Consider the following 25062-nt stretch of genomic DNA (forward strand, 5'->3'; position numbering starts at 1 on the left):
CCGGAAAAGTTTTTCATCGGCCAGCCTAACCCTTTCCTGAACAACCGCCAACCCGATCGTGTCGCCACGACAACCGCTCCGTATTCGCTCATCTTCGGCAGTCGGATCATCGACCGTTTCAAGGTCTTGGGTGTCGGCGAAAATATCGCCACAGAAAGCCTTTCCCAAGATTTCTACCGCATCGAATTGCCGGCTTGCCCACCTTCATTAAACAACCTAAAGTTTTGTTTGAATCTGGCATCAGGCGAATTGGCGAGAGGATTAAACTTCTGACCAGTTTTGTACAAAGAATCGTAATCCGGCTGCTTGAGAAAACTGCTGAAAGAACCGGACTGCGAAAGAGCGAGAAGAAATCCAGTTCACTTTTGCGAAGACGGAATCAGACGGACGCCGAGTGGGAAAATGAGGTCCAGGCGTTCATCAAGGAACACAGCAAACGGTTAAAGGACATGCCGCCCGGCCCTAGAAGAAGCTATCCCGCCACGTCCAAGAGCTGGGACATAAAACCATTCGGGCGGGCGATCGAGATACCGTACTCTGACAACTTTACCGCTGAAGAGTACGCAAGGTTGAAGCGCGGCCTGATCCCTGAGGCAATGGAAGAAAAGTGGTTCATTTATTTCGAAGATCACGAATTGCATTTCCATAGGGGCTGGACAGGCCAAGGCATTTTTCGCGTTGAATTACAGGAAGAGGAGTCCGGTGACGCGTCAGTCAAGAGAGCCTTATTTGCAACCGACGAGGCCGTGTCCGACATGGTGCACCTGGTGGAATTGCTCCGGTTTCTGGTTGGCAATTTACTGCTTGATCGTCGCCTTCCATTTCCCAGGTCAATGTCCTCGAGTGAGCCCGCTCCGGGCGTGATTCAGCATTCCTTTTCCGGCACGGGATATCCTGAAAAAACACTCGACAAAAAATAGTGGAACTGTACCGACTTCAGCTGCATTGACGAGTACCTGAAGCCACCTTGCATCGCACCTCTCAGGTCCTGGCCGCTACTCCTCCGGCAAGTCTCCTTCCGGTGGCTGCCAGAGTTCGATCGCATTGCCTTCCGGATCGAGAAAACGGAAAAACCTGCCGTATTCCTCATCGTCATAGCCGAGTTCGGTGACCCCGTCTGCCTTCAGGCTTGCCATCAACGCGTCGATATCCGTGACCCGCAGATTGATCATGAACCGGTTTTCGGCCGGTCCGAAATAGGACGTCTCGGATTTGAACGCCGCGACAACAGAAGGACCTGCATTCTGGTGCAGCCAGCTACCCAGACTGATGTCGAAGTGTTTCTTGTAAAACGCAGCTTGCTTGTCAGGGTCTGTGCTCTTGAAGAAAACCCCGCCGATGCCGTCGATTTTGCTGCCGTGAGCCATATCCGCATGCCTTCTGTCTTGCGCTGGTGCCCCGCATCGAAGGATCATAAGTCGGGCATGACTGGGTGCCAACGAATTTTCGCAAGTTACTGCAGCTTCCAAAACGAAGAACGGCCCCGAGAGGGGCCGTTTGACAATGTCAAAACTCGAGGCTTCAGTTCTGTCGCGTTCGCCGCCTGACTACGCCCATCAGCATGACGCCACCGGCGAGAAGCGGAAGCGATGCGGGCAATGGGACGGTCGATACCGGTACCGTGGATACCGTAATCTCGTCAACGACAAGCTTCATGTATCTGGGACTGTAGCCCGGATAATAATAATTGCTTTGCACAGCCGCCGTCACCTCGAACTCGGAGGCTTTAAAATTCAAAAACGCACCGGGCGTAGAGGCAGAAGTTATCTGATAGGTATAGACGCCAGAAGTCGTACCTTTCGCAATGCGTGCGAAATCGATAACCGCCGCAAAGCGAGGCTGGTGCGCATAAATATTGTCAGATCCAACAAATCTTGAATAGATACCGTTTGGGGCATTGTGAACCCCGATCAAGTCCTTTCCAACATACAAAGATGACAAACCGTCGAAACCGGACCTGGATATTGTGGCTCCCAGACTGAAACCGATTCCATTGTATGCAGAAGTCAACACCGGAACAGAAAACTTAACTGTTAGCAGGTTGTTGACATCCGCGGTCATAGTTATCGCGTTTGCACCCTGCGCAATCGGAAAAAAACTTGCCAGAACGACAACCATTCGCATCAAAAACTTCATCGCACACCCCCAAATTTCTTAAACCCTGGGTAGCATTGCTTTTATTGAGATTCAACATCAAAAAATCAAACATATACTAACACTTAGAAAGAAAGTTCAGCGAAAAACATGGATTGGCTACATTTAGAAAACACACCCTTGGCTGTGTCATAACTGTGAAATCAGCCGATGCACATCGCATTTTGCCATTGGTCGAAAGCGCGAGTTAAAAACGGGCAACTACGAGCGCCCTGCCGCGAAGTCTCATACCGGCAGCCGCTCCATTTCACGCCAACGACACCAGCGCCTCACATAAAGGAACCGCATCATAATACGGCGCGGACTTTATTGTGATCAGATCGAGCTTAAGCACTGTAATCCCGCATGCGCTGATTTCTGCGGTTTCAGCGTCCGGAACACTGCTATCGACAATCACGAAATTGAGCAGCCTGTGCGTGGGACAATCGGCACCCGCGTCCAGGCGAAGATAGGTCAAAAGCGTATGCACCCTGTCGGCGAGGTTGAGGTTCCTTGCTTCCGGGTCCTCGCCGAGACTTGGAACATAGACTTTCGGCACAGTGCGTGAGGCAACTGCCTTGCCGACACCCTTCGGCAGGAGATTGGCGACAAGGCTTGTGTAAAAACTTCCGGGTGCAAAACAGATCAGATCCGCCGTCTGAACAAGTGACCGGTTGCGATCAGGAAAGAGTGCGGTTGCCGGATCCTTGCTCTTGAGTCCGCTATTCAGGAAGAACTCCTTGATTGGCGATGTCAGCGCCGGATGCTCCTTGCCGGTCAGAAGATGCTGGCCAATGATGACCTCGCCCGACGCCAGTTCCGCCCCAAGATGCAGGTTGTCGTCGGTTATCGCGCGTACCGTTCCCTGCACACCCACCAGTTTGGAAACCAGGAATATGATCGGCTCGAGTTGCTGGTTCTGCCCGAGGTAACCACCTGCCAGGATAAGATTGCCGATGCTGGCTCCGCGCAAATCGAATGTCGCAGGACACGCGGTCTGGAAGACACCCAGCTGGTTCTGGATCAGCATGCGCATCGGCTCCTCGATTGCTTCGACAAGCTGATGCGTTCCGGCAATCATGCGGTCGAGTTGACCTCTCAGGTCGTCAGGTCTGGCGGACTTTGCGAACCTGTGGGTAAACAGGCGGAAGACTTCCGGATGACCAAGAACCGTTTCGTCTGCAAGGGCCATCAAGCGGCTTCTGAGATCACCGATAGCCGGCATGTCGAAGGCCAGGCGCAGGCCCTGAGAACTGCCGCCGGAATCAAATGGCGTAACCAGGTGGACCGAGTTGTGCGTGTAGCGCTTCAAGCCTTGCGCCACGCCGTTGAGCGCCGACCCCCCGCTGAAAAACAGAAGCTGCGGTCCCAGCTTTGGATTGGACAGAAACCGCTCGATACGGAACAGGTCCGGCATGCGCACTGCGCGGGTGATGGTGACTTCGGACATTCCAACCCCTGCTGATGAAATCATCCCTTGGCGGACTGCCGCTGCCGGTGGACCAGGTTGCTACCCGACCCATATGGCACGGAAATCGTTTACATTTGTCAATGTCGGTCCGGTGACGACTTGATCATTTATCTTTTCAAAAAATGTATGGGCGTCATTGTCTGCAAGAGCATCCGCCGCAGACACCCCGGCTGCCTCGGCCTTTGCCAATGTGTCCGGGCCGATGACAGCTCCTGCAACCTCGGCCGCACCGTCGACACCATCCGTGTCGCAAGCGATTGCATGAATGTCCTTGGTGCCCTGAAGCGCGAGCGCCAGGGCAAGAGCATATTCGGCGTTCGGACCACCGACCCCATTTCCGTTCCTCGTCACGGTCAGCTCCCCACCCGATAGCAGCAGCAGCGGACGATCTGAACCGCTGCGTCGACGCTTGCGCTCAAGGGCGAGGTCGGCATGGGTTCGGGCCACATCGCGTGCTTCGCCTTCCAGCGCGTCGCCGAGAATTTCAACATCACATCCGGTCGCCTCTGCCATCTCTTTCGCCGCTTCCAGCGATTGGGAAGGTGCTGCAAAGATCGTGTTCGTGACATCGGAAAGTGCTTCGCTTTGCGGTGACAGAACACCGGTGTTCCCATTCAACACGTCCTGAACCGAGACGGGAACTGCGATACCCCACTGCTCCAGGATCGCCTTGGCATCTTCAGATCGGCTGGCGTCGCCAACCGTCGGTCCCGACCCGATTTCCGCCGGGTCGTCGCCCGGCACATCCGACAGGAGCAGCGCCAGCATCCGTGCCGGACTGGCGGCGGCGGCTAGCTGACCGCCCTTTATCGCACTCAGATGCTTGCGGACTGTGTTCATCTGGCCGATGGGAGCTCCCGAGTTCAGGAGTTTCTGGTTCACGTCCTGCTTCTCAGACAATGATATTTCACCTGCAGGAGCGATGAGGAGCGCAGACGCCCCACCGGAAATCAGCGCCAGAACAAAGTCGTTGTCTTCAAGGCTGCCAACGAGATCAAGCATTCTGCGGGTTGCCACAAGACCGGCCTCATCCGGTACCGGATGGGCCGCTTCGACAATCTCGACCCCCTGGCAGGGTCGCCCATAGCCATAGCGCGTAATCACAAGCCCTTCGCAGGGACCCCAGACGTCCTCAACCGCTTCGGCCATCCGGGCAGATGCCTTGCCGGCACCGATAACAACCACACGACCGTCCGGCTTTTCAGGCAGGAAGGCTGCGAGACTTTTCATTGGATCGGCCACTTCCACAGCCCGCTGAAACAATTGACGCAGGACGGCAGCAGGCTGTTCGCTCATCAGGACTTCACCTCTTCAACTTTTGGACAGTTTGGGTTTCTTGAGCGCTGTTTTGCAAAAAAATTCAAGGGCCGATCAGGGCAAATCCGTCTTCAGGCCAAGCAAAACATTGATTCTGCGCATTTGCGCACGGTGCAATTTCGGGAATATCAATTGAGTTTTCCGGTCGGCAACATCACTTACCAATGCAACAAAGGACGGTAGCATGATGGATACGACGATCCCTGCCTTCAGCGAAGCGATTAGAAATCCGGACAACCCGGCACATATGATGGTGATCAAGGACGTGCCGCGGCGCATCCGTGTCTATGCCGGCGACGTGTTGCTTGCAGATAGCAGCAACGCGCTCCGGGTGATTGAGGTCGGCAAGTCGGTTTATGACCCTGTCGTCTATATTCCGGAGGACGACCTTGTTGGTTCGCTTGAGCCGATCGAAAAGTCGACATATTGCCCGATCAAGGGCGATGCCAGCTACATTGCTCTTGATGGGGAAGAGGTCGGTTGGGTCTATCGGAATCCCATCCCCATGACTCACCGCCTGAAGGCGCATTGCGCGTTCTGGCCGGCCAAGACCCGGCTGGTTGAAGGAGACTGAAATCTGTTCCTGCGCTGCTCCGGACCTGATCCGGAGCCCTTGAAAAGCATTTGACAAGGGAGGAGCGTCACCCTTGATTGTCACCCCTGCGCAAGCGGCAACCCCGTGGCAACAGTCCCAAAGGCGCCTCGCAACGACTGCAGCGTACCGGGTCCCGGATCTCCGCCGTTCAGCGTCCGGAATAACCATTGCCACGTCTTCGCTTCTTTCACTCCACACCTTACGTTGCCAACTATCCCTCCACGACCGGACCAAGGCATTCCACGATCCGCATCCAGCCGCCCTCGTGATTGCTCCGGCTTTCTTCCGACGGAAACTTCACATGCGTCAGCGTGAGTTCGGTCCCGCCGTCCACTTCGACGAAATCAAGTGTTACAACACTGTCCGGTTCGGAAAACGGGCTCTCCCAGGTGAAGGCAAGCCGGCTGTGACGAGTGATTTCCTTGTAGGTTCCGGCGTGCGGAATTTGCTGGTCACCCGCCTGCATGACGATTTCGAACCGGCCGCCCACAGTCGGGTCGGCCGTTGCCTTCGGCACCGTCATGCCCGGTCCGGGCGTCATGAATTTGGAGAGCGCTTCCGGGTTCAGCCAGGCTTCGAACACGCGTTCGGCCGGGGCCGCAAACTTGCGCGAGACCACAACACTTAGATCATTCATCATCCGGCTCCGTTTCAAGTATCTTGTCGAGCGCGTCGAGGCGTTGTGTCCAGATGGATCGCAGGTCCTGGAACCAGCGATCGATTTCACGAACCGGCCCCATGTCCGGTTCGATCAGATGCTCACGCCATTCGGTTCGCCGGCGCACCAGGCCGGCGGCTTCCAGAACCTTGATATGCTTCGACACGGCATTCAGGCTGACGTCGAAATGCCTGGCGAGATCCGTGACCCGTGTCGGTCCGTGCTGCACCAGAAGGGTCAGCAATTCGCGCCGGCGCGGATCACTCACCGCTTTCAGGATCGCGGTGAGCATCTGATCATCAGGCTTTCGTTCAACCATTTAGTTGAATTACCTCAAACAACAAAATTAGTCAACCGATTAGTTGAATGAATTTACCCACCGTCAAGGAATGGGCTCATTCGCTTATGCCCTGCCGACATCCTCGACATAGACCAGCGCCCTGCCCTGGCAGATCCGTGTTCCGTCCGACGTCCGGCAAACGGTTTCCAGGTCGACCAGGTGTTTTTCAGGTCGCAGACGCGTGACTGTCACGGTAGCGGTGAGTTCTCTGCCGACGGGCGCAGGTGCCAGAAATTCAAGACTTTGCTTCAGATAGTTCGTCCCGCGTCCCGGCAACCTGACACCAAGAAGATATGAAAACAATCCGCCGATCAGTGGGCCGGGCACAGTTTTCGGAGCCTGCGCTGTCGCCCCTGAAAGATTTGCGAATTCCAGCATGTCCTGGCCGGTATAGGTCCGCACGAGTTCCACTGTCTGTCCGATTTCCAGGGTCATGACATGTCTCCAAGGTCACAGGTGCCTGAAAGCGTGACCGCGCCGTCACCACTGCGCCTGATCTCGATCATGATCCGGCCAGGCTGATCCGGGCTTTCGGCAAACGAAAGCACCAGTTCTTCGTCGGCATAGGATGGATTTGGAAACATGAGGGTCTGCAGATCATGCTTCCGTCCGGGATAAAGCGCCTCAAGGTGCCCGAACACCCGTGCATAGAGAAGCATCCCGTGCGAAACGGTTCGCCCGAACCTGGTACGGGCCGAAAACGCGGGGTCGACATGGATTGGGTTGTCGTCACCCGAAATCCTGGCAAAGGCATCGAAATCGGCCTGTCGCGGGGTCCACGTGAACTCGTTGCGCGTCAGAACATCGGCAAGGCTCATGGGCAGGCATCCTCCGGCAGGGTTTGTGCTGAAATGCGATCTTTGAGCATGGTCTTTTGGACTTTGCCCGCGGCCGTGCGTGGCAGATCCTCGACAACGGCAAAACTTTTCGGGATCTTGTAGGGTGCCAGGCGGTTCCGGCACCATCCGGGCAGATTTCCGATCTCAATGCGTTCCCCCGGACGCAGGATCAGGAAGGCAGTCCCGACCTCCCCCCATTTTTCGTCCGGAACGCCGACAACGACTGCCTCGAGAATGGCGGGATGACCGACCAGAACCTTTTCCACCTCGGCTGGATAAACGTTCTCTCCACCCGAGATAAACATGTCCTTGATACGGTCGACGATGTAGTAGTACCCATCCTCGTCACGCCGGGCGACGTCTCCGGATTTGAGCCAGCCGTCACCCGTAAATGTTGCAGTTGTCGCCGCCTCGTTGTCCAGGTAGCCGGGCGTGATGTTCGGTCCACGAAACTGGACTTCCCCTTCGCCGGGTCCTTCGACGATCTCGCCGTCAGAACCGGCCAGCCGCACATCGGTCAGGATCTGTGGCTTTCCGACGGACCCTACCTTTTTCGCAGCATGTTCGGGATCCATCAGGAACACCGTTGGCCCGGTTTCAGTCATGCCCATGCCATTGCAGATGGTGACACCGCGTTTCTGAAAATCGGCGAGCAGGTGTTTGGGAACCGGCGCGCCACCACATCCCAGCGACCGAACCTTTGAAAAATCTGTCCCGTCGATTTTGGAAGACAGCGCCATGGCCTGATAGATGGCTGGAACACCGAAGAAACTTGAAACGCTGCCGGCATCGATCAGATCAAGTACGATGTCCGGCTCGAACTTGCGCAGGATGATTGAACACCCTCCGTTCAGAAAGATCGGCAATGTCGGCAGGTTGATGCCTGCCGTGTGGAACAGCGGCAGGAAATTGATGCCCTTTTCGCCAATGCTCAAGCCCGTTGCCTGGCAGTAGTTGATCATGTTGGCATAGGCCATGCCGGCGGTCTGGACGACAGCCTTGGGCACACCCGTCGTCCCCGAAGTGAAGAGCAGGTACCACGGCGCGTCCGATTGAATCTTGCCGCAACCGATCGCCGCGGCACTTGAGCCGGTCAGCAAGACGTCGAGTGCGCTTTCACCATTGCTTGCGGCGCCAATCGGCAGCAACGCGATACCGCATTTGTCGCTTAACTCCCGCGCATTCTCCGCGAAGTGCTCATCGGCAAACAGAAGCTTTATGCCGGCGGCGGAAAGGACTGGCTCAATCTCCGCGACTGGCTGGCGCCAGTTGAGAGGAACCAGCAGAATCCCGGTCTTTTGAGCGGCAAACAAAAGCACAAAAAAATCCGGATGATTGAGACAGAGCACACCAACACGGTCACCCTTTTGCAACCCCTTTGCCAGCAACAGATTGCCGAGCCGGCTGGCCCGACTGTTGATTTCGCAGAATGTGAAGGCACGCCCACTCTCATGATCCACGAAGGCAATGGCACCGGGCGTCAGCTCTGCCCGTTTTGCGGCCATGTCGGTCAAAAACTCCATGTGTGCTCCCAACACCGGTGTTCATTGATTTTCCGGGCGTTTCACCCGCGTTTCCCGGCAAATTTCTCCATCCCGGCTATTGTCTCCGGCCTGGCGATCAGATCGAGAAAGCTCGCCTTTTCCTGATCCAGCCGATCACGAACTTCATCAAGACGGGATACGTTCCAGACATGTCGTCGGGTTGCCTGATGGGTCTGCAGGTAACCACGCCCGATTGCGCCAACCCAACCTTTGATCGCTTGATCGAGTTGGGACGACGGACACACGCAGGATGTCAGACCCAGAGCCAATGCCTCATTGGCGAAAACCCGCTTGTTAAGATACTGGATCTCCAGGGCCTTCGACGCTCCGACAAGGTTCGGCAAGAGGGCGGTCCAGCCACCATCCGGTCCGAAGCCGACCTCCGAATAATAGGGTTGCAGGAACGCTGTTTCGGACATTGCGTTCATATCGGCCGCCAAAAGCAATCCGGTTGATCCGCCTGTCACAGGACCGTTCACCGCCGCCAGGACGGGCGCCGGGAAACTCAGAAGGTCAAGAATGACCGAATGCAGCGCACCTACCAGGAATTCAGAATAGTCAAGCAACTCCTGCTTCGAACCGGAATGCCGGAGGAATGCGGCAATATCGCCCCCGGTCGAAAAGCTCGCCCCGCGCCCTGAAATCACAAGGGGGACAGGTGCACACGACGTTGCCTCGGCAATTGCGTCCTGAAGATCGAACAACAAGTCGGGGACCAGCGCGTTGTGGCGCTCCGGCCTGTTCAGCCAGACCCAAAGAGCACCGGCTCTTTCTTCTGTCTCGACAAGTCGTGGCCTGTCATTCACGGCTTGATCCCGTTTTCAATCAGGTCGTAGGCGCTGGCAACCAGTTCGGAAATTGGTGTTTCGGAGTTAAAGACCACGAGCTGTTCACCAAGTGCTCTTGCGATCCCCATGAGCGCCCAGGCGCGTGTATCCGGGTCACCGATTGAAATCTGACCGGCGGCTTCGGCTTCCGTCAGGCCCGTTCGATACCCGTCGGCAAATGCACCGTAATACTCGCGGTAGGCATCGGGGTCTACGAACAAGGCTTCCTGAACGATCCGGTAGAGGTCGGGATGAGCCTTTACGAATTCCAGAAATGCTCGCAAACCGGCCTTTTCCGCTTCCAGCCTGTTCTCGATGCCCAGTGTTGCCTCGGAAATTGTGTGGCGGACAAGCCGGCCCATCTCCAGAACCAGTTCGGAAAAGACCTCTTCCTTGGTTTTGAAGTAGATGTAGAAAGTGCCTTGGGCGACCCCGGCCTCGCTGGTAATGTGACCGATGGAGGCATCGCTGTAACCCTTGGCGCCAATGACACGTTCGGCGGCACCGAGAATCGCCTTTCTGGTCGCCTCGCCCCGTGCGGTTTTCGGCTGGTTGACCGGAGTCTTTTGCGACGCGTCTGTTTTTCCGATCGGCCTGTTCACGTCTGCCCTCCAAATTCATGAAACATGAATCAGTATTCATGTTTGGTTTGCGAAAGCAATAGCCTTCTTCAAGTGATTGAAAACATTGATTTCAGGAAAGCTGGACATTCGACCGCAATTGCTGATCGAACCTGCAGCTCTCGATCAACGACTCTATGACGTTTGGACGCATCAACAGGAATTGACCTTGATCAAGGCAATTAGTCTGATTATGCAGTTTTGAATAGTTTAAAGGTACCTGCTAGTCTGACTTCAGAGGAAACGGGACCTGAAGCACGAAACCGCTGTGACGCGATCTCAGGCGGGTTACCAGGAGAGGCGCCGGCCACGAGAAGCCGGCGAATATGAGGACCGGTATCATGGATGTGAATGCGTATCTCGAAGAACGCCTGAGCAAACTTCATGACAATGGCAACTACCGGGTGTTTGCCGATCTCGAACGACACGCAGGTGACTTCCCGCGCGCATCCCGATACCGCGAAGACGGTTCCGTACAGGACGTGACTGTCTGGTGTTCCAACGATTACCTCGGCATGGGTCAGCACGACAAAGTCGTCGGTGCGATGCAGGATGTCATCACCAAATGCGGTGCAGGCGCCGGTGGTACGCGCAACATTTCAGGCACCAACCACTATCACGTGCTTCTTGAGCGTGAACTTGCAGACCTCCACGCCAAGGAAGCTGCACTGATCTTCACATCCGGCTACGTTTCAAACTGGGCTGCTCTTGGAACTCTCGCGTCCCAGGTTCCGGGCATGATCGTCTACTCGGACAGCCTGAACCACGCGTCCATGATCGAAGGCATCCGCCATTCCCGATGCGAAAAGCGGGTCTTCAAGCACAACGACTATGAAGATCTCGAGCGACTGATGGCAGCGGACGATCCGGCCGCTCCGAAGATGGTCGCTTTCGAAAGCGTCTATTCCATGGACGGCGATATCGCTCCGATCAGGGAAATCTGCGACGTCGCCGACAAGTTCGGTGCCCTGACCTATCTCGACGAGGTTCATGCAGTCGGCATGTACGGTCCGCGCGGTGGCGGTGTCGCCGAACGCGAAGGCCTGATGGACAGGTTGACCGTTATTGAAGGCACGCTTGGCAAGGCTTTCGGCGTCATGGGAGGCTACATCACCGGCAGCAAGACTGTTGTTGATTTCGTCCGCTCCTTCGCCTCCGGCTTCATCTTCACCACGGCGCTTCCGCCGGCTCTTGCAGCAGGTGCGACCGAATCCATCAAGCATCTGAAGAACAGCCCGTTCGAGCGCAAGGCACACAAGGACCGGGTCGCTCAGGTTCGCGCGGCACTCGACAAGCGCGGCATTCCGCATATGGAAAACCCGAGCCACATCGTCCCTGTGATGGTAGGCGACGCCAAGAAGTGCAAGTGGATCTCCGACATCCTGCTGGAGACCTACGGCATCTACGTTCAGCCGATCAACTACCCGACCGTCCCGGTCGGCACGGAACGGCTGCGCTTCACGCCGACACCGCTACACACGGCTGCGGATATCGAGCATCTTGCCGATTCGATCAATGATCTGTGGTCGCAGTGCGCACTGGCGCGCGCAGTGGCCTGACATTCTCCTTCTCCTCCCGGAAGGTTCAACCTCACCCCGCCCTTAACGGGCGGGTTTCTTTTTTCGGCACGGTCTGAAAGAGAGGTTGCGGCTATATCAGTGTCAATTCCTGCGCCCAGCCGACTCAATTCTTTTTCCTTTTCCTTCACCTGCCCTAGCTACCTCCAGGTGTCTGCACTGTGGGGAGCGGTATTATGAGAATCGCAATTGCCTTCGTCGCCTTGTTCCTGCTCTTGGTAAATCCGGCAATATCCGAAGAACTCGACCTCGAACTCGTTCTGCTTGCCGATGCCACCGGATCGATTGACGAGGCCGAAATCCGGTTTCAGCGCGCCGGATATGCCGAGGCGATCACGGATCCGTCAGTTCTCAACGCAATCGCCAGCAACGCTTACGGCAAAATTGTCGTCACCTATGTCGAATGGGCCGACCAGCTTTCGCAGGATGTCGTCGTCGACTGGACGGTGATCGATGGCCCGGTTTCCGCGCAGGCATTCGCCGCAAAGCTGATGGAGGCGCCACGCCAGGCCTACGGACGCAATGCCATTGGAGCAGCCCTGCTGAAGGGCAAGGAACTCATCGACACAAATTCCTATCAGGGCTTGCGGCGGGTTATCGATTTGTCTGCGGACAGCGCCAATAACTGGAATGGACCGCCGATCCGCGGAGCCAGGGACATTGTCGTTTCCGCCGGCATTGTTATCAACGGCCTCGCTGTCCTGTGCCGGCATTGTTCCGGCCGGCCTGTGTCCTACGATCTGGAACAGAGATTTTACGACGAGATAATCGGTGGACCTGCAGCATTCGTCGTGACGGCGGACAGCGCCGAAACCTTCGCCGACGCCGTGCGCAAGAAACTGATCCTCGAAATCGCGACCCGGCCACAAGATGCCGAGCGGATCCTGCTGCAACTGACCGGAGTGCAGCACAAAAGGGCATTGATCCGGTGACAACACCAATCGATCGCGGCGATCACATTTTCCTTCTCCGGTAAATTCACAATTGCCACACGGGAGTGTCATCTGCTTATGATTTGAAAGTGCGTGAGGTGGCCCGCACTTATGGTGCCGTGGGCTTCGGGAGAAAGAACGTAATGGCCACCGGTCTATTGATGCTGGCGATGTTTACGGTCTGCTACACGCTGCTGGCAAAAAAACTGAACAACGGAATTCTGACGGCACCAATCCTGTTCATAGGTTTTGGTTATCTGATGGCGATGACCGGAATGATGCCACTTGCGGAGGCAGAACATCTCCTCCATATCGTCGCTGAACTTGCCCTGATCATTCTGCTGTTCCTGGATGCCGCCCAGATCAACCTGAAAGCACTCAGGAAGCGTCATCAGTGGCCTTTCAGAATGCTGCTGATCGGCCTGCCACTGGCCGTCCTTCTCGGAACGGCCGCAGCAGCGCCCTTCATGACGACTTATCCACTGATTGTCGCGGCACTCGCGGCAGCGCTGCTCGCACCGACGGATGCGGCTCTGGGACAGGCGGTCGTCACCAACGAGGCCGTGCCGGAGCGGGTGCGGCGTGCGCTTACGCTCGAAAGCGGACTGAATGACGGCCTTGCGCTGCCGGTAATCCTGCTCTTCGCCAGCCTGACAGCGGAAGTGATGCATCAGGATGCAACAAACTGGCTGCTGTTCGGAGCCAAGCAACTTGTCTTCGGACCACTCGTCGGTGGGGTCATGGGGACAGTCGGCGGCATACTTTTCCTCGCTGCAAAACGCCGCAAGATGACATCTGCGACTATCGAAGGCATCGGCGCTATTGCGATGGCGGGCGCGGCCTATCTTTCTGCCGGAATGGTAGACGGCAACGGCTTCATTTCAGCCTTCATCGCCGGTCTGTGTTTCGGCAATGTCATCAAGGGTCAATGCGCCTTCATCTATGAATTCACCGAAAGCGAAGGGCAGATGCTGTCCTGGGGCGCATTTTTCCTGATCGGACTTGCAGTGTTGCCGGAAGCCCTCGCGCATCTCGACGCGTCCAGTCTGGCAATCATTCTGATCAGTCTTTTCGTGGTGCGCCCGCTTGCCGTCTGGATATCGTTGTCCGGAACCGATGCCGCACCGCTCACGAAACTCTTTTTCGGCTGGTTCGGGCCACGGGGCCTTGCGACTGCCCTCTTCGCACTCCTGATCGTCGACCAGATAGATCACGAGATCGGCGAATATTTATTGAACCTCGCCGTGAACGCTGTCTGGATCAGTGCCGTTCTGCACGGTGTCACGGCAGTTCCTTTCGCCAGATGGTACGGGGCCCGCATGTCGGATCAGGAGGGCGCAGCTGAAATGGCAGCAGTCCCGCCCATGCGACCGGAGGACCCTGCCGATCCAGCCTAGACCCATCGCACCTACAATAATTCAGCCAGGGTTTCAGGACATGTCCGAAGCCGATAGCCGGGGGAAGAAATGAAAAAACAAGTTGTTGCCACCTTGAGCGAATTGCCGGACCGGGATCCGCAATATGCACTGGTCGCCGATGTTGATCTCGTGATTGTCCGGTTCGACGACGAGATCTCCGTCTTCTACGGCCGGTGTCTGCACCGCGGCGCGCTGATGTCCGATGGCTATGTGCAGGGAGACAATCTGATCTGCGGCGTTCATTATTGGGACTACAAGGTCGACAGCGGGGTCTCGGAATACAACAATTCCGAAGCGCTTCCAAAGTTCCAGAGCTGGGTTGAAGGCGATGAAGTTCTTGTCGACGAAGACGAGATTGCCGCCTGGGCACAACAGAACCCGCAGCCGTTCCAGCGCGATCAGTACCTCGGCCTTTATGCCGATACCAGTCATGGCACGGAAGAAGAACCGTACAACGGCCTGATCCAGCAATACGCGCGCGACGGACTGACCAAGACCGGTCATCACGGCCGGGTTGACGCCATGGGTGTGCCACGCAACCAGTTGCCCGACTGGGACGACATTCAGATCCTGACGGCCCAGCTGCAACGTTTTCCCCTCCTGGACGAGGATCCGGTCGGCACCGATGTCGTGATCGGACCGAATGCGCAAAAGCCCCTTCGTCTGAAGATTCCTCTTTTTGTATCGGACATGAGCTACGGCGCCCTGTCCGAGCCTGCCAAGGTCGCGCTCGCCCGTGGAGCGGAACTTGCGGGGACCGGCATCTGTTCAGGTGAAGGCGGCATGCTGCCTGAAGAACAGGAAGCCAATTCCCGTTACTTCTACGAGCTGGCGTCCGCGCGCTTTGGCTTTGACTGGGCCAAGCTCGACAATGTTCAGGCATTCCACTTCAAGGGTGGTCAGGGCGCCAAGACGGGAACCGGCGGTCATCTGCCCGGCGCAAAGGTCAAGGGCAAGATCGCCGAGGTGCGTGGATTGAAGGAAGGTACAGACGCGATCTCGCCGCCACGCTTTCCGGACTGGACGGAAAATGCGCAGATCAGGGAATTCGCTGATGAAGTGCGCACCCGAACCGGAGGTATTCCAATCGGCTACAAGCTATCCGCCCAGCATATCGAAAAGGATATCGATGCGGCACTGGAGGTCGGCGTCGACTACATTATTCTGGATGGGCGCGGCGGCGGCACAGGCGCAGCACCGATCATCTTCAGGGACAACATCTCCGTCCCCACTATCCCGGCACTTGCCCGCGCCCGGCGTCACCTCGACAAACTCGGTCGAAATGACATCAGCCTGGTGATAACCGGAGGCCTGCGAAAGCCGGCTGACTTTGTAAAGGCTCTTGCACTGGGAGCAGACGCAGTTGCCATTTCCAATTCGGCCATGCAGGCCATCGGCTGCATCGCCATGCGTGCCTGTCACACCAACAACTGCCCGGTGGGTATCGCCACCCAGAAACCACATCTGGTCAGCCGTCTGCAGATCGAAAAATCGGCACGCCAGCTTACCAACTTCTTCGAAGCCTCGGTTGAATTGATGCAGGTGATGGCCAGGGCCTGCGGCTATTCGCATCTGAACGAGTTCTGTCCGGATGATCTGACAACCTGGAAGCGCGAAATGTCGGACTTGTCCGGCGTTGCCTATGGCGGCATTTCCTGACCTAGCCGGGACGTTTTGAGGGAGAAAATCATGACTGTTGAACCGCTTGACTGGATCAAGGTCGGACACATCGACGAATTGCCGGAAGGCCGTGTGAGAACCGTCACCGCACGCACTACCTCGATCTGCCTGTCTCATTTCGACGGGCAGTGGGCGGCCATGGACAATCATTGTCCACACCAGCGAGGTCCCCTCGGAGAAGGGTCGATAGAAAAGGGAAGCGACGGCAAGTGCTGGATCCGCTGTCCCTGGCACGGTTGGGATTTCGACCCGCTGACCGGTAAACCACCAGGCGGCCACGAAGACAGTGGCCAGGACCTCTATCCGCTCAAGATCGAGGACGGTGAAATCTTCGTCGGCCTCGAGGCCGAACCGGAGCACGAGCGCACGGTAACGGACGTCATGGCCGAGACAATGGTCAACTGGGGTGTAAAACGCGTCTTCGGCATGGTCGGTCACTCCAATCTCGGTCTGGCGGATGCGATCCGGTTGCAGGTCAACAAGGGCAATCTGGACTATGTCGGCATCCGTCACGAAGGTGCCGCTGCCTTTGCAGCGTCTGCCTACGGCAAGCTGACCGGCAAGCCTGCGGCCTGCCTGACCATCGCCGGCCCCGGGGCAACAAATCTCATGACGGGTCTTTGGGACGCAAAGGTCGACCGGGCGCCTGTTCTGGCGCTCACAGGTCAGGTTCAGACCCAGGTCTTCGGCCCCGGAGCATTTCAGGATATCGATCTGAAATCTGCCTTCGAAGCCGTCTCCCGCTTTTCCCAGCCGGTGCTGAGCACATCCAACCACGCGGAACTCATGTCGCTGGCGCTCAAGACGGCCATCGTTGAGCGCGATGTTGCCAACCTGATCTTTCCTGACGATGTCCAGACGAACCCGAGCCAAAAGGAAGCGGGGCATCCGGAAGGGCGCATGGGTGGAACTGAAGTTTCGCCTTCCGCAGGCGATCTCGCCAAGGCCGCCGAATTGATAAACGGCGCAAAGAGGCCAACGATCGTTCTCGGTTACGGCGCCAAGGATGTCCGTGAGAAAGTGATCGCACTGGCGGAAAAAATCGGCGCGCCGGTCATGACCACTTTCAAGGGCAAGGGTCTCATTCCGGACACTCATCCGCTTGCCGCCGGAGTGCTCGGGCGCTCCGGGACTCCCATCGCAAGCTGGTTCATGAACGAAGCTGATCTGATCATCTCGCTCGGATCGTCCTTTGCAAATCACACCGGGATCGCACCCTACAAGCCCATTATCCAGGTGGATTTCGAGCGCATGCAGCTCGGCAAGTTCCATCCGGTAACATTGCCGGTCTGGGGGGAAATCGGCACATTCTGCGATGAAATAGCAACCAGGGTGGACAAGGCTGGCGATGCCGTCGATCAGGTGACCGAACTCGTCGAGAGATGGGCGATCTGGCGGGAAGAAAAGGAAACGAGACTATCCGAAGACAGCGGACACGGCATACATTCCGCTGCCGTTTTCAAGGCCTTGACCGAGCTCTGCCCGGATGATGCCATCATCCCGGTCGACGTCGGCAACAACACCTATTCCTTCGGCAGGTATTTCGAACCGCGCGGCCAGCGCATCCTGATGTCCGGTTACCTGGGCTCGATCGGTTTCAGCTTGCCGGCCGCGCTCGGAGCCTGGTGCGCGACCCGGGATTTCGCGGAATACAAGGGTCGAAAGGTGATCTCGATCTCCGGCGACGGCGGGTTCGGTCAATATGCGATGGAGTTTACGACCGCAGTCAAATACGGCATGAACATAACGCATATTCTTCTCAACAATTCAGAGCTCGGGAAAATCTCCAAGGAACAAAGGTCGGGTGAATGGCCTGTCTGGGAAACCAACCTCACCAACCCCTCCTTTGCCGCCTTTGCACGTCTTTGCGGCGGTCACGGCCATCGGGTCACGGATTCAGCTGAGTTGAACGACGCAATCAGGACTGCAATTGCCCATGACGGCCCGTCCCTTGTGGAAATAGTAACAGACGCGGATTTAGTGTGAGGAAATAGGAGATAGTCTTGTCACCGCGGCACAGTCAGGCAGCAGTGACAAGACGACAACTGAGGGAGAACGCATATTGCAAACTGCAGAGTTTCTCATTGATCTGGGCCGCTACTACCTGATGGCCGGCGGTGTCGTTGCCGCGTTGTTCCTTGTTATCGGCATCGACCATGTGGAGCCTTCTGCGCATGGTTCCTACGCCTTCCGTCCACTGTTGATACCGGGCATCTGCCTGATATGGCCGCTGGTGCTGTATCGCTGGTTCGTTCTTGAAAAACATGGCGAGGACCGGCGATGAAACGCGTGCACCGCACAGCGCATGCCCGCATCTGGACCGTTCTCGTGGTGTTGCTTCCGCTGGCCTTTTTCACTGTTCTCGCCCTGCGTCAGTCTCCGCCTGCCGACAGGCCGGCTGTCCTGATTGAAGCGCCCACGGTTGGCACTAGCGGTACGGAGACCACTCAATGAGTGTGCAATACACACCGGTCATCTGGAACCGGAACAAGATCCTTTACGATGCCGTTCTGCTGATTGCGGTTGCACTTTATCTTTACATCTACATTCGTGTTGCGCCCGGATTTGAGGATGTGACCAAGCCTCTTGACGGCGCGATCCTGCGTATGCGCGCCTTCGGCAGCTGCGCCTTCCTGATGTTGACTGTCATCTTGTGCATCGGCCCGCTGGCACGCCTCGACAGACGGTTCCTGCCGCTGCTCTACAACCGTCGGCACTTCGGCGTGATGACGGCCGGCATCGCAGCGGTTCACGCCAACTACGTGCTTGGCTGGTACTATGCGTTCTCGCCGACCGACCAGTATGTGGCGTTGCTCTCTTCGAACACAAGTTACGGACAGATCCTCGGATTTCCGTTTGAAACGCTCGGTATCGCGGCCCTCCTGATCCTGTTCGTCCTGGCGGCAACAAGCCATGATTTCTGGCTGAGTTTCCTGGGCGCGCCGATCTGGAAGGCGCTGCATATGTTCATCTATGCCGCCTACACCTTTGTCGTGCTTCACGTAGCTCTCGGTGCGCTTCAGGGAACCGGCGACCCGATTTTCACCAGTGTCGTTGCCGCAAGCGTTGTACTGGTGTCCGCACTCCATTTCGCAAGCGGACGAATGGAGGCAAGGCGGGACCGCGGCGACGAGACCGCAAAAGCCTCTCTTCAGGAAAAAGGCTGGCTGGTTGCGGGAGAGATTGACGAAATCGACGTCGATTGCGCCAAGGTCGTGACCCTGGCGGACGATGAACGGGTTGCCATCTTCAAATATGACGGCAAGCTGTCGGCGATCACCAACGCCTGTGCCCACCAGAACGGCCCCCTGGGCGAAGGCAAGGTGTTGTGGGGCTGCATTACCTGTCCCTGGCACGGTTACCAGTACAATCTGACGGACGGCCGCGCTCCCGCGCCCTTTACCGAAAAGATTTCGACCTACCGGCTGAAACTGATCGGCTCGACCATCCTGCTCGATCCCAACGCGTTGCCACCCGGCACGCATGTCGACCCGGTTGTTATTGGAGAAGCGGCATGAGCTGGAAACAAACCAAGGACGCACCGTTTTTTGTCGGTTATCTGAACGCGGTTCCAAAGCAGCTCGTAACCTTTCTGCTGGTTTTTTCGGTCTGCTTTGCCGGTGGTCTCGGTATCGCCGCTCTGGCACTTTCCTCCACACAGAATGATCCTGGTGACGGCGGCTTCCAGTGGGGCAACCGGTTTGAAAATATCGGGATCATGGAGCTCCGCCCCTACCCCGTCCTGCGCGTTGCAGCAGATGCAGACAACCCCGCCCGAACCTACATGCTCTCCGGGCAAGGAAAACGCGGTGTCTTCAAACAGGCGGAACAGCACCACCACAACGCTGTGATCCTGCGTGGAATTCCGGTCAAGCGTGGTGATCTCACCATGATTCAGGTTAATGTCCGGCGTATCGAGGCTGCTGAAGGCGAAGGCGCGGATTTCACTCCCTCCGAACCGGTTCAACTCGGGCGCTGGAAACTGACAGGAGAGATCTGCGACGGCAAATGCTATGCCGGTGCCATGCGTCCAGGTCAGGGCCTTGCCCACAAGGCCTGTGCCGATCTCTGCCTGACTGGCGGCATTCCGCCGGTCTTTGTGTCGTCAGGGCCTGTCGAAAACCGCAATTTCTTCCTGATGGCGGACAAGGACGGCAATCTCCTCGGCGACGAAATCAAGCCGTTGCTCGCACTTTTTGTCGAGTTGGAAGGTGATGTCGAGCGGCTTGACGATCTGATGGTCTTCAAGGTCGATCTGGCAAAGGCGAGGATATTGAGATGAGTGAACCGACGCCTGCGCCGGCCTGGCAAACCATATTGATTTCCCTGGTCCTGACGGGAGCACTTGTTGCTGTTGCCTATTATGTCTGGATTTATGCCAATATCGGCGTCCGCCAGTCGGACTATACCAAAGGGACGCTTTTGACCGATTTGAGGTTCTTTGTCGGGTTACTCGCTGTATTTCTTGCCCTGACGGTTCTCGATCGGATCATCAATTTCGTGAAATCGAAAATCAGCGGCGAACACTAGGCCCCTCGCGGGACAAGTTCGTCGCCGCACCGCTTGGCACGCGCTCGCGGTTGCCGAGGTTTGACTGGAGGTCCGGGCAAGCTACAGGACAAAATAGCAAGTTCCATCGGATGGTACAGGCCTTTGTTGCCTCGCAGCACTAGTCTGAAATCAGCTTCAGCAACATCTCGTTGAACCTGTCTGGCTCTTCCATATGAGGTGCATGGCCCGATCGCTCGAAAAGATGAAGGTGAAAGTCAGGCACATTCTCTTCATGCCATTGATGAACACCGGGTCCGTAGAGCTGGCTTCTGCACCCGGCAGCAAGGTGAAAAGGCACCGGAAATTCTCCGAGCAGCTGCCTGAAATCCTGCGCGGTCAGCGACGCCCACATCGGACGAAGCAGAACCGGGTCGGCCTTCGCAATTTCCTTACGCGCCAATTCCCTTGAACCCGGTTTCGACGTGAGCCCGTCAGCAAATAATCGACCAGCTATCCGTCCGGGCAGCTTGGGCCAGTCCGCGACGATTGCATTGAGGAAGACCTGGTTGAGATCGGCCGTCAGACCGTTGAGCGTCCCGTTCTGCCAGTCCGCTGTGTTCAGGACTTTCGGCGTCATGTCGATCGCGACGAGAGAAGACAGGCGATCTGCTCCGAAACGCTCGATCATTGCATATGCGACGAGCGCTCCCATCGACCAGCCACAAACCACGGCATCGAAGATCTCCCGTGTCACCAGTTCCGCGTGGAGAGCCTCGGCTGCCGCTTCAATCGTCAATGGAAGGCGGTTGCCTGTTTTTCCGTGCCCCGGTAAATCGGGTACGAGGCAGCGCGCTTCTGAGTGAAGACAATCGATCTGGCCTTGAAAAAACTGACCGGGACAGGACCAGCCATGAATGAGGACCAGCGGCCGGCCGTTCCCCTTGTCCCGAATATGAAGTCCGACTTCGCTCACGCACGCCCCGCACGCAATCTTCCGACGATCCCGCTCGGAAAGAAATACACAGAGAGAATAAAAAGGACACCCAGCCAGAGCAGCCACCGCTCCGGTGCGACCAGCGTGGATACCAGCGGGACCGCGCTTGTCGCCTCAGCGGCAACCCCCATCAGGTTCTGCAAATAGGTCTGCGCCAGGATGAACAGTGTTGCTCCGAGGACGGCTCCGTAAAGCGTGCCCATACCGCCAATCACGACCATCAGCAATATGTCGATCATGATTTCCATCGATAGCGTCGTCGCCGGGCCAGTATAGCGCAGCCAGATGGCAAGCAGTGACCCTGCCAGTGCTGCCATCACGGCGGAAAGCACTGTTGCGGTCGTCCGGTACCAGACAACACGATAGCCGATAGCTTCCGCCCTGAAGGCATTATCGCGAACCGCCTTCAGCGTGCGCCCGAAAGGCGAATTGACGACCCTGAGCATAACCAGGAACAAGACCGCAGACGCGAAAAAAACGAGATAGTAAGCCACGAGCTTGCCGTTGATCCTGACGCCGAGAACCTTTTCCTTTACGAGCTTGAAGGCTGGTGTCAGTTCGCGCGGGATCTTGTAGTTGAGGCCGTCCTCGCCGCCCGTCAGCCAGGACATCTGCGAGACGAAAACTGCAAATGCGCTCGCGACCGCCAGTGTGACCATCGCAAAGAAAATCGCCTTGACGCGCAGCGAGAACAACCCGATGGCAAGCGCGAAAAGAGCCGCGACCAGGGCACCTGCAAGTGTCCCCCAGATGAGGGAGCCGTAGCTCGGACCGGACGTGTTGAGCGCAAGCGCGGTGCCATATGCACCGATACCGAAGAACATTGTGTGAGCGAATGAGACGATGCCTGAATAGCCGAGCAGTAGATCGTAGCTTGCCACCAGCACGATGAAGATGCAGATCCGGGCGGCAGTCTCAAGCGACTTGGTTCCCGGAAAGAGGAAGGGTGCGAAGGCAAGGGAGATCAGAACGATCAGCAGGAGAACGGTCAGAAGGCCACTGCGTGGCGTGTCCCCGGAAAGAAGTCTGGTGAGCATGGCTTTTCCTCACTTCGCCTTGACGACCGGATAAATGCCTTGCGGCCGCCACATCAGGATCGCCACCATCAGCGCAATGGTTGATATCAGCGCGACCTTTGGAGCGAGAAAGGCGGTGTAATTGGCCAGCAGTCCGACCAGCAAGGCGCCAATGAAGCAGCCCTCGACGGATCCGAGCCCGCCAATGATCACCACGATGAAAACCAACACCATGATTTCGGAGCCCATATGCGCGGTGATCGTCTCCTGGTAAAGACCCCACATCACGCCACCGAGACCGGCAAGGGCCGAACCTGTCATGAAAACGATCAGGAAAAGGCGCCGGATTCGGTAGCCGAGGGCTTCGACCATCTCACCGTTTTCGACCCCTGCCCTGACAAGCAGTCCCACCTTCGTGTTTTTCAGGATGTGTCGCATGGCCAGGAAAAGAGCGAGCCCGATCGCCACCGCCACAAGCCTGTACTTCTCGATGGCGGCTTCGCCAAGGACGATGGAACCCTGGAACGCTTCGGGACGGGACAGATGCAACTCGTCCGACCCCCAGACGACATAAATCATCTGCTGGGCCACGATCAGACCGCCCATGGTGACGAGGATCTGCTTCAGATGCTCGCCATAGACCGGCATGACGATGACCCGTTCGAACGCGTATCCGAGCAGTCCGGTGACAACCATGGCTGCAAGGATTGCGATGAGGACGGCAGCAAGGTTCAACATGACGCTCGGTGATGCGGTCCAGCCGGCAAGCCATGCCAGAACCGTGAACCCGACGAATGCACCGACTGCGACAAAGGCGCCATGGCCGAAATTGATCACATCCATCAACCCGAATACGACCGTCAGGCCGGATGCCATGATGAAGATCATCATGCCCATCGCGAGACCAGCCACTGTCAGCGTAAGCCAGCTCGCCGGATTGCCGATCGCCATCAATCCGAGCAGGGCCAGCACAGGCACCAGCAGGACAGGCAGCTTCTGGAAGAATTGCTCCCGGAGGGGCACCTTTTCGATACGCGGTTTGATCGCCGTTTCACTCATTGGTGCGCCTCCAGGCTCAGCCCCATCAGTTTTTCCTGCATGGCGTCATCTTCCGCCAGCTCTCGCATGACGCCCGAATGAATAATGTGCCCGTCATCCATGACGGCGACGGTATCGCCGATGGTCGAGGCCATCGCAAAATTCTGTTCCACAAGCAAAATGGTCGTGTCGGTTTCCTTCAGCTCCCGCAACGCATCGGTCATGGCCTTGATGATCGCCGGCGCCAGTCCCTTGGTCGGTTCGTCGATCAGGATCAGGCGTCGCGGTTCGATGATGGCGCGGGCGACAGACAACATTTGCTTCTGTCCGCCCGAGAGTGTTCCGGCCGACGCATTCCAGAATGTGCCTATGGGTGGAAACAGCGCCTTGATCCAGTCGAGGCGCTTTTGATCGATCGGCGCGTTCGCCGCTGCCAGCGTCATGTTCTCGGCGACCGTCAGATCGGTGAAGACCCCCATGTCCTCCGGCACATAGGCAATGCCACGCCTGGAAATGTCGGGAGTGTCCAGGCCTGTGATCAGATGATCATCGAACCGGATTTCACCTTGCGATGCGTTCCACAGACCCATGATCGTTCTGAGTGTCGTCGTCTTGCCGGCGCCATTGCGCCCCAGGAGAACAGTCACACCTCCCTCGGGCACCACCAGATCCACGCCCTGCAGGATGTGATAAGGACCGATAAGCGTATGCACACCGGACAAGGTCAGAAGGCTATCCGCCATCACGCCGCCTCCGGAGCTTTGCCGAGATAAGCTTCCTGGACCACCGGCAGCGCGATCACTTCAGCAGGGTCCCCGTCCGCAACCAGTTGCCCGTTGTGCAACACGATGATCCGATCGGCGAGCGACCGGATCACATCCATCTTGTGTTCGACAAGCAGGATGGTCCGGTCCATGTCCGCCTTCAGTTTTCTGACCAGTTCGAGAATGACCGGAACCTCGTCGACACTCATGCCGGCCGTTGGTTCGTCGAACATCAGGACCTGCGGACCAAGCGCGATCAGAAGCGCGACTTCCAGTTTGCGCTGGTCTCCATGCGGCAACGCCGAGACTGCCTGGTCTGCTTGATCGATGAGCCGGACTTCGGCAAGAACGTGGTTCGCCCTTTCAAGCAGCTCGACGTGACTTTCGGCGATTGAAAAGAGATCAAATCCCTTGCGTGCCCTGGACTGAACGACAAGACGGACATTCTCGCGCACGCTCAAGGTGGGAAACAGATTGGTCAGCTGAAAGGCGCGCCCGATGCCGCGGTCTGTCCGCTCCGGCACAGAGAGCCTGGTAATGTTCTCGCCATTCAGGGTAACGGCACCGTCCGTTGCCTTCAGCTGACCCGATATCAGATTGAAATAGGTTGTTTTTCCTGCTCCGTTCGGTCCGACAATCGCAGTAAGCGTACCCCGGTCGAAGCTGCAGGACACATGGTCGACCGCAACGTGACCGCCGAAACGGATGGTCAGATCACTGGTTTCGAGAATTGGGCGTTCGTCAGCCAAAGCCGGGCGTCCTGTTGTCTTGAGGAAATCGGGCAAGCAGACCCTGCCGGCCGGCATAT

28 protein-coding genes are annotated in these 25062 nt (G+C 57.1%); 12 read left to right on the forward strand and 16 right to left on the reverse strand.

Features of this window, described 5'->3' with window-relative positions:
* Positions 1-194 precede the first annotated feature (194 nt).
* Positions 195-920 carry a hypothetical protein gene (locus ACO6TI_RS00135; protein WP_196901456.1) on the forward strand — a complete coding sequence of 242 codons (726 nt, stop codon included), beginning with the start codon at positions 195-197 and terminating at the stop codon, positions 918-920.
* Between the two features lie 75 nt (positions 921-995).
* Here the strand turns inward: ACO6TI_RS00135 and ACO6TI_RS00140 are convergent, their stop codons facing one another.
* The 4 genes from ACO6TI_RS00140 to ACO6TI_RS00155 all read right to left on the reverse strand — a co-directional run bounded on the left by ACO6TI_RS00140 (position 996) and on the right by ACO6TI_RS00155 (position 4900).
* Positions 996-1367, reverse strand: a complete 372-nt coding sequence (locus tag ACO6TI_RS00140; RefSeq protein ID WP_055114272.1) for a VOC family protein — start codon at positions 1365-1367, stop codon at positions 996-998.
* Positions 1368-1521: 154 nt separating this feature from the next.
* Positions 1522-2118 carry a VPLPA-CTERM sorting domain-containing protein gene (locus ACO6TI_RS00145; RefSeq protein WP_422384120.1) on the reverse strand — a complete coding sequence of 199 codons (597 nt, stop codon included), beginning with the start codon at positions 2116-2118 and terminating at the stop codon, positions 1522-1524.
* Between the two features lie 283 nt (positions 2119-2401).
* Positions 2402-3583: a GAK system CofD-like protein gene (locus tag ACO6TI_RS00150; protein ID WP_196879904.1), complete on the reverse strand. Its 1182-nt coding sequence runs from the start codon at positions 3581-3583 to the stop codon at positions 2402-2404.
* Positions 3584-3643: 60 nt separating this feature from the next.
* Positions 3644-4900 (reverse strand): glycerate kinase type-2 family protein, encoded by a 1257-nt coding sequence (locus ACO6TI_RS00155; protein WP_196879903.1) that lies wholly within the window; start codon positions 4898-4900, stop codon positions 3644-3646.
* A gap of 205 nt (positions 4901-5105) precedes the next feature.
* On the opposite strand from ACO6TI_RS00155, the gene ACO6TI_RS00160 reads away from it, so the two are divergent.
* Complete coding sequence (locus ACO6TI_RS00160; RefSeq protein ID WP_196879902.1) at positions 5106-5495, forward strand: DUF427 domain-containing protein; 390 nt, start codon at positions 5106-5108, stop codon at positions 5493-5495.
* 232 nt (positions 5496-5727) lie between these two features.
* Here the strand turns inward: ACO6TI_RS00160 and ACO6TI_RS00165 are convergent, their stop codons facing one another.
* The 7 genes from ACO6TI_RS00165 to ACO6TI_RS00195 all read right to left on the reverse strand — a co-directional run bounded on the left by ACO6TI_RS00165 (position 5728) and on the right by ACO6TI_RS00195 (position 10326).
* Positions 5728-6153, reverse strand: a complete 426-nt coding sequence (locus ACO6TI_RS00165; RefSeq protein ID WP_055114274.1) for an SRPBCC family protein — start codon at positions 6151-6153, stop codon at positions 5728-5730.
* Complete coding sequence (locus ACO6TI_RS00170) at positions 6146-6493, reverse strand: ArsR/SmtB family transcription factor (protein WP_055113603.1); 348 nt, start codon at positions 6491-6493, stop codon at positions 6146-6148. The genes ACO6TI_RS00165 and ACO6TI_RS00170 overlap by 8 nt, the downstream gene beginning before the upstream one ends.
* Before the next feature lie 84 nt (positions 6494-6577).
* On the reverse strand, positions 6578-6949 hold the full coding sequence (locus tag ACO6TI_RS00175; protein ID WP_055113605.1) for a hypothetical protein: 372 nt from the start codon (positions 6947-6949) through the stop codon (positions 6578-6580).
* The gene (locus ACO6TI_RS00180; RefSeq protein ID WP_196879900.1) at positions 6946-7332 is read right to left on the reverse strand and encodes a MaoC/PaaZ C-terminal domain-containing protein; all 387 of its coding nucleotides are present in this window, start codon (positions 7330-7332) and stop codon (positions 6946-6948) included. The genes ACO6TI_RS00175 and ACO6TI_RS00180 overlap by 4 nt, the downstream gene beginning before the upstream one ends.
* Complete coding sequence (locus ACO6TI_RS00185; protein ID WP_422384121.1) at positions 7329-8876, reverse strand: AMP-binding protein; 1548 nt, start codon at positions 8874-8876, stop codon at positions 7329-7331. Before ACO6TI_RS00185 ends, ACO6TI_RS00180 begins: the two co-directional genes overlap by 4 nt.
* 41 nt (positions 8877-8917) lie before the next feature.
* Complete coding sequence (locus ACO6TI_RS00190) at positions 8918-9703, reverse strand: enoyl-CoA hydratase/isomerase family protein (RefSeq protein WP_196879898.1); 786 nt, start codon at positions 9701-9703, stop codon at positions 8918-8920.
* Positions 9700-10326 carry a TetR/AcrR family transcriptional regulator gene (locus tag ACO6TI_RS00195; protein WP_104704868.1) on the reverse strand — a complete coding sequence of 209 codons (627 nt, stop codon included), beginning with the start codon at positions 10324-10326 and terminating at the stop codon, positions 9700-9702. The genes ACO6TI_RS00190 and ACO6TI_RS00195 overlap by 4 nt, the downstream gene beginning before the upstream one ends.
* Before the next feature lie 359 nt (positions 10327-10685).
* On the opposite strand from ACO6TI_RS00195, the gene hemA reads away from it, so the two are divergent.
* The 10 genes from hemA (at position 10686) to ACO6TI_RS00245 (ending at position 20481) form a co-directional block, all read left to right on the forward strand.
* Positions 10686-11903, forward strand: a complete 1218-nt coding sequence (gene hemA, locus ACO6TI_RS00200) for a 5-aminolevulinate synthase (protein ID WP_055113615.1) — start codon at positions 10686-10688, stop codon at positions 11901-11903.
* A 194-nt stretch (positions 11904-12097) separates the two neighbouring features.
* Positions 12098-12853, forward strand: a complete 756-nt coding sequence (locus ACO6TI_RS00205) for a DUF1194 domain-containing protein (protein ID WP_281931178.1) — start codon at positions 12098-12100, stop codon at positions 12851-12853.
* Between the two features lie 143 nt (positions 12854-12996).
* Positions 12997-14250, forward strand: a complete 1254-nt coding sequence (locus tag ACO6TI_RS00210) for a cation:proton antiporter (RefSeq protein WP_196901464.1) — start codon at positions 12997-12999, stop codon at positions 14248-14250.
* 69 nt (positions 14251-14319) lie between these two features.
* A complete protein-coding gene (locus ACO6TI_RS00215; RefSeq protein WP_055113620.1) occupies positions 14320-15930 on the forward strand; it encodes a glutamate synthase-related protein in 1611 nt (536 codons plus the stop codon).
* Between the two features lie 30 nt (positions 15931-15960).
* Entirely contained in the window at positions 15961-17937 is a 1977-nt protein-coding gene (locus ACO6TI_RS00220) for a thiamine pyrophosphate-dependent enzyme (RefSeq protein ID WP_422384122.1), read from the forward strand.
* 76 nt (positions 17938-18013) lie between these two features.
* Positions 18014-18235, forward strand: a complete 222-nt coding sequence (locus ACO6TI_RS00225) for a hypothetical protein (protein WP_422384123.1) — start codon at positions 18014-18016, stop codon at positions 18233-18235.
* Complete coding sequence (locus ACO6TI_RS00230; RefSeq protein WP_422384124.1) at positions 18232-18405, forward strand: hypothetical protein; 174 nt, start codon at positions 18232-18234, stop codon at positions 18403-18405. Before ACO6TI_RS00225 ends, ACO6TI_RS00230 begins: the two co-directional genes overlap by 4 nt.
* On the forward strand, positions 18402-19469 hold the full coding sequence (locus tag ACO6TI_RS00235; protein WP_422384125.1) for a Rieske 2Fe-2S domain-containing protein: 1068 nt from the start codon (positions 18402-18404) through the stop codon (positions 19467-19469). Before ACO6TI_RS00230 ends, ACO6TI_RS00235 begins: the two co-directional genes overlap by 4 nt.
* Positions 19466-20233 carry a hypothetical protein gene (locus ACO6TI_RS00240; protein WP_422384126.1) on the forward strand — a complete coding sequence of 256 codons (768 nt, stop codon included), beginning with the start codon at positions 19466-19468 and terminating at the stop codon, positions 20231-20233. Before ACO6TI_RS00235 ends, ACO6TI_RS00240 begins: the two co-directional genes overlap by 4 nt.
* Positions 20230-20481, forward strand: a complete 252-nt coding sequence (locus ACO6TI_RS00245) for a hypothetical protein (protein WP_055113631.1) — start codon at positions 20230-20232, stop codon at positions 20479-20481. The genes ACO6TI_RS00240 and ACO6TI_RS00245 overlap by 4 nt, the downstream gene beginning before the upstream one ends.
* Positions 20482-20620: 139 nt before the next feature.
* Here ACO6TI_RS00245 and ACO6TI_RS00250 read toward each other — a convergent pair whose 3' ends face one another.
* Genes ACO6TI_RS00250 through ACO6TI_RS00270 form a run of 5 tightly spaced genes read right to left on the reverse strand, consistent with a single transcriptional unit; the run spans position 20621 to position 25003 of the window.
* Positions 20621-21415, reverse strand: a complete 795-nt coding sequence (locus ACO6TI_RS00250) for an alpha/beta fold hydrolase (protein WP_104704859.1) — start codon at positions 21413-21415, stop codon at positions 20621-20623.
* On the reverse strand, positions 21412-22473 hold the full coding sequence (locus tag ACO6TI_RS00255) for a branched-chain amino acid ABC transporter permease (RefSeq protein ID WP_104704858.1): 1062 nt from the start codon (positions 22471-22473) through the stop codon (positions 21412-21414). The genes ACO6TI_RS00250 and ACO6TI_RS00255 overlap by 4 nt, the downstream gene beginning before the upstream one ends.
* Before the next feature lie 9 nt (positions 22474-22482).
* On the reverse strand, positions 22483-23511 hold the full coding sequence (locus ACO6TI_RS00260; RefSeq protein WP_422384127.1) for a branched-chain amino acid ABC transporter permease: 1029 nt from the start codon (positions 23509-23511) through the stop codon (positions 22483-22485).
* A complete protein-coding gene (locus ACO6TI_RS00265) occupies positions 23508-24233 on the reverse strand; it encodes an ABC transporter ATP-binding protein (protein ID WP_422384128.1) in 726 nt (241 codons plus the stop codon). The genes ACO6TI_RS00260 and ACO6TI_RS00265 overlap by 4 nt, the downstream gene beginning before the upstream one ends.
* On the reverse strand, positions 24233-25003 hold the full coding sequence (locus ACO6TI_RS00270) for an ABC transporter ATP-binding protein (RefSeq protein WP_282047603.1): 771 nt from the start codon (positions 25001-25003) through the stop codon (positions 24233-24235). Before ACO6TI_RS00270 ends, ACO6TI_RS00265 begins: the two co-directional genes overlap by 1 nt.
* Between the last annotated feature and the right edge of the window lie 59 nt (positions 25004-25062).

Origin of the sequence: Roseibium album, assembly GCF_965233825.1 — a bacterium.
Classification (GTDB): Bacteria; Pseudomonadota; Alphaproteobacteria; order Rhizobiales; family Stappiaceae; genus Roseibium; species Roseibium album.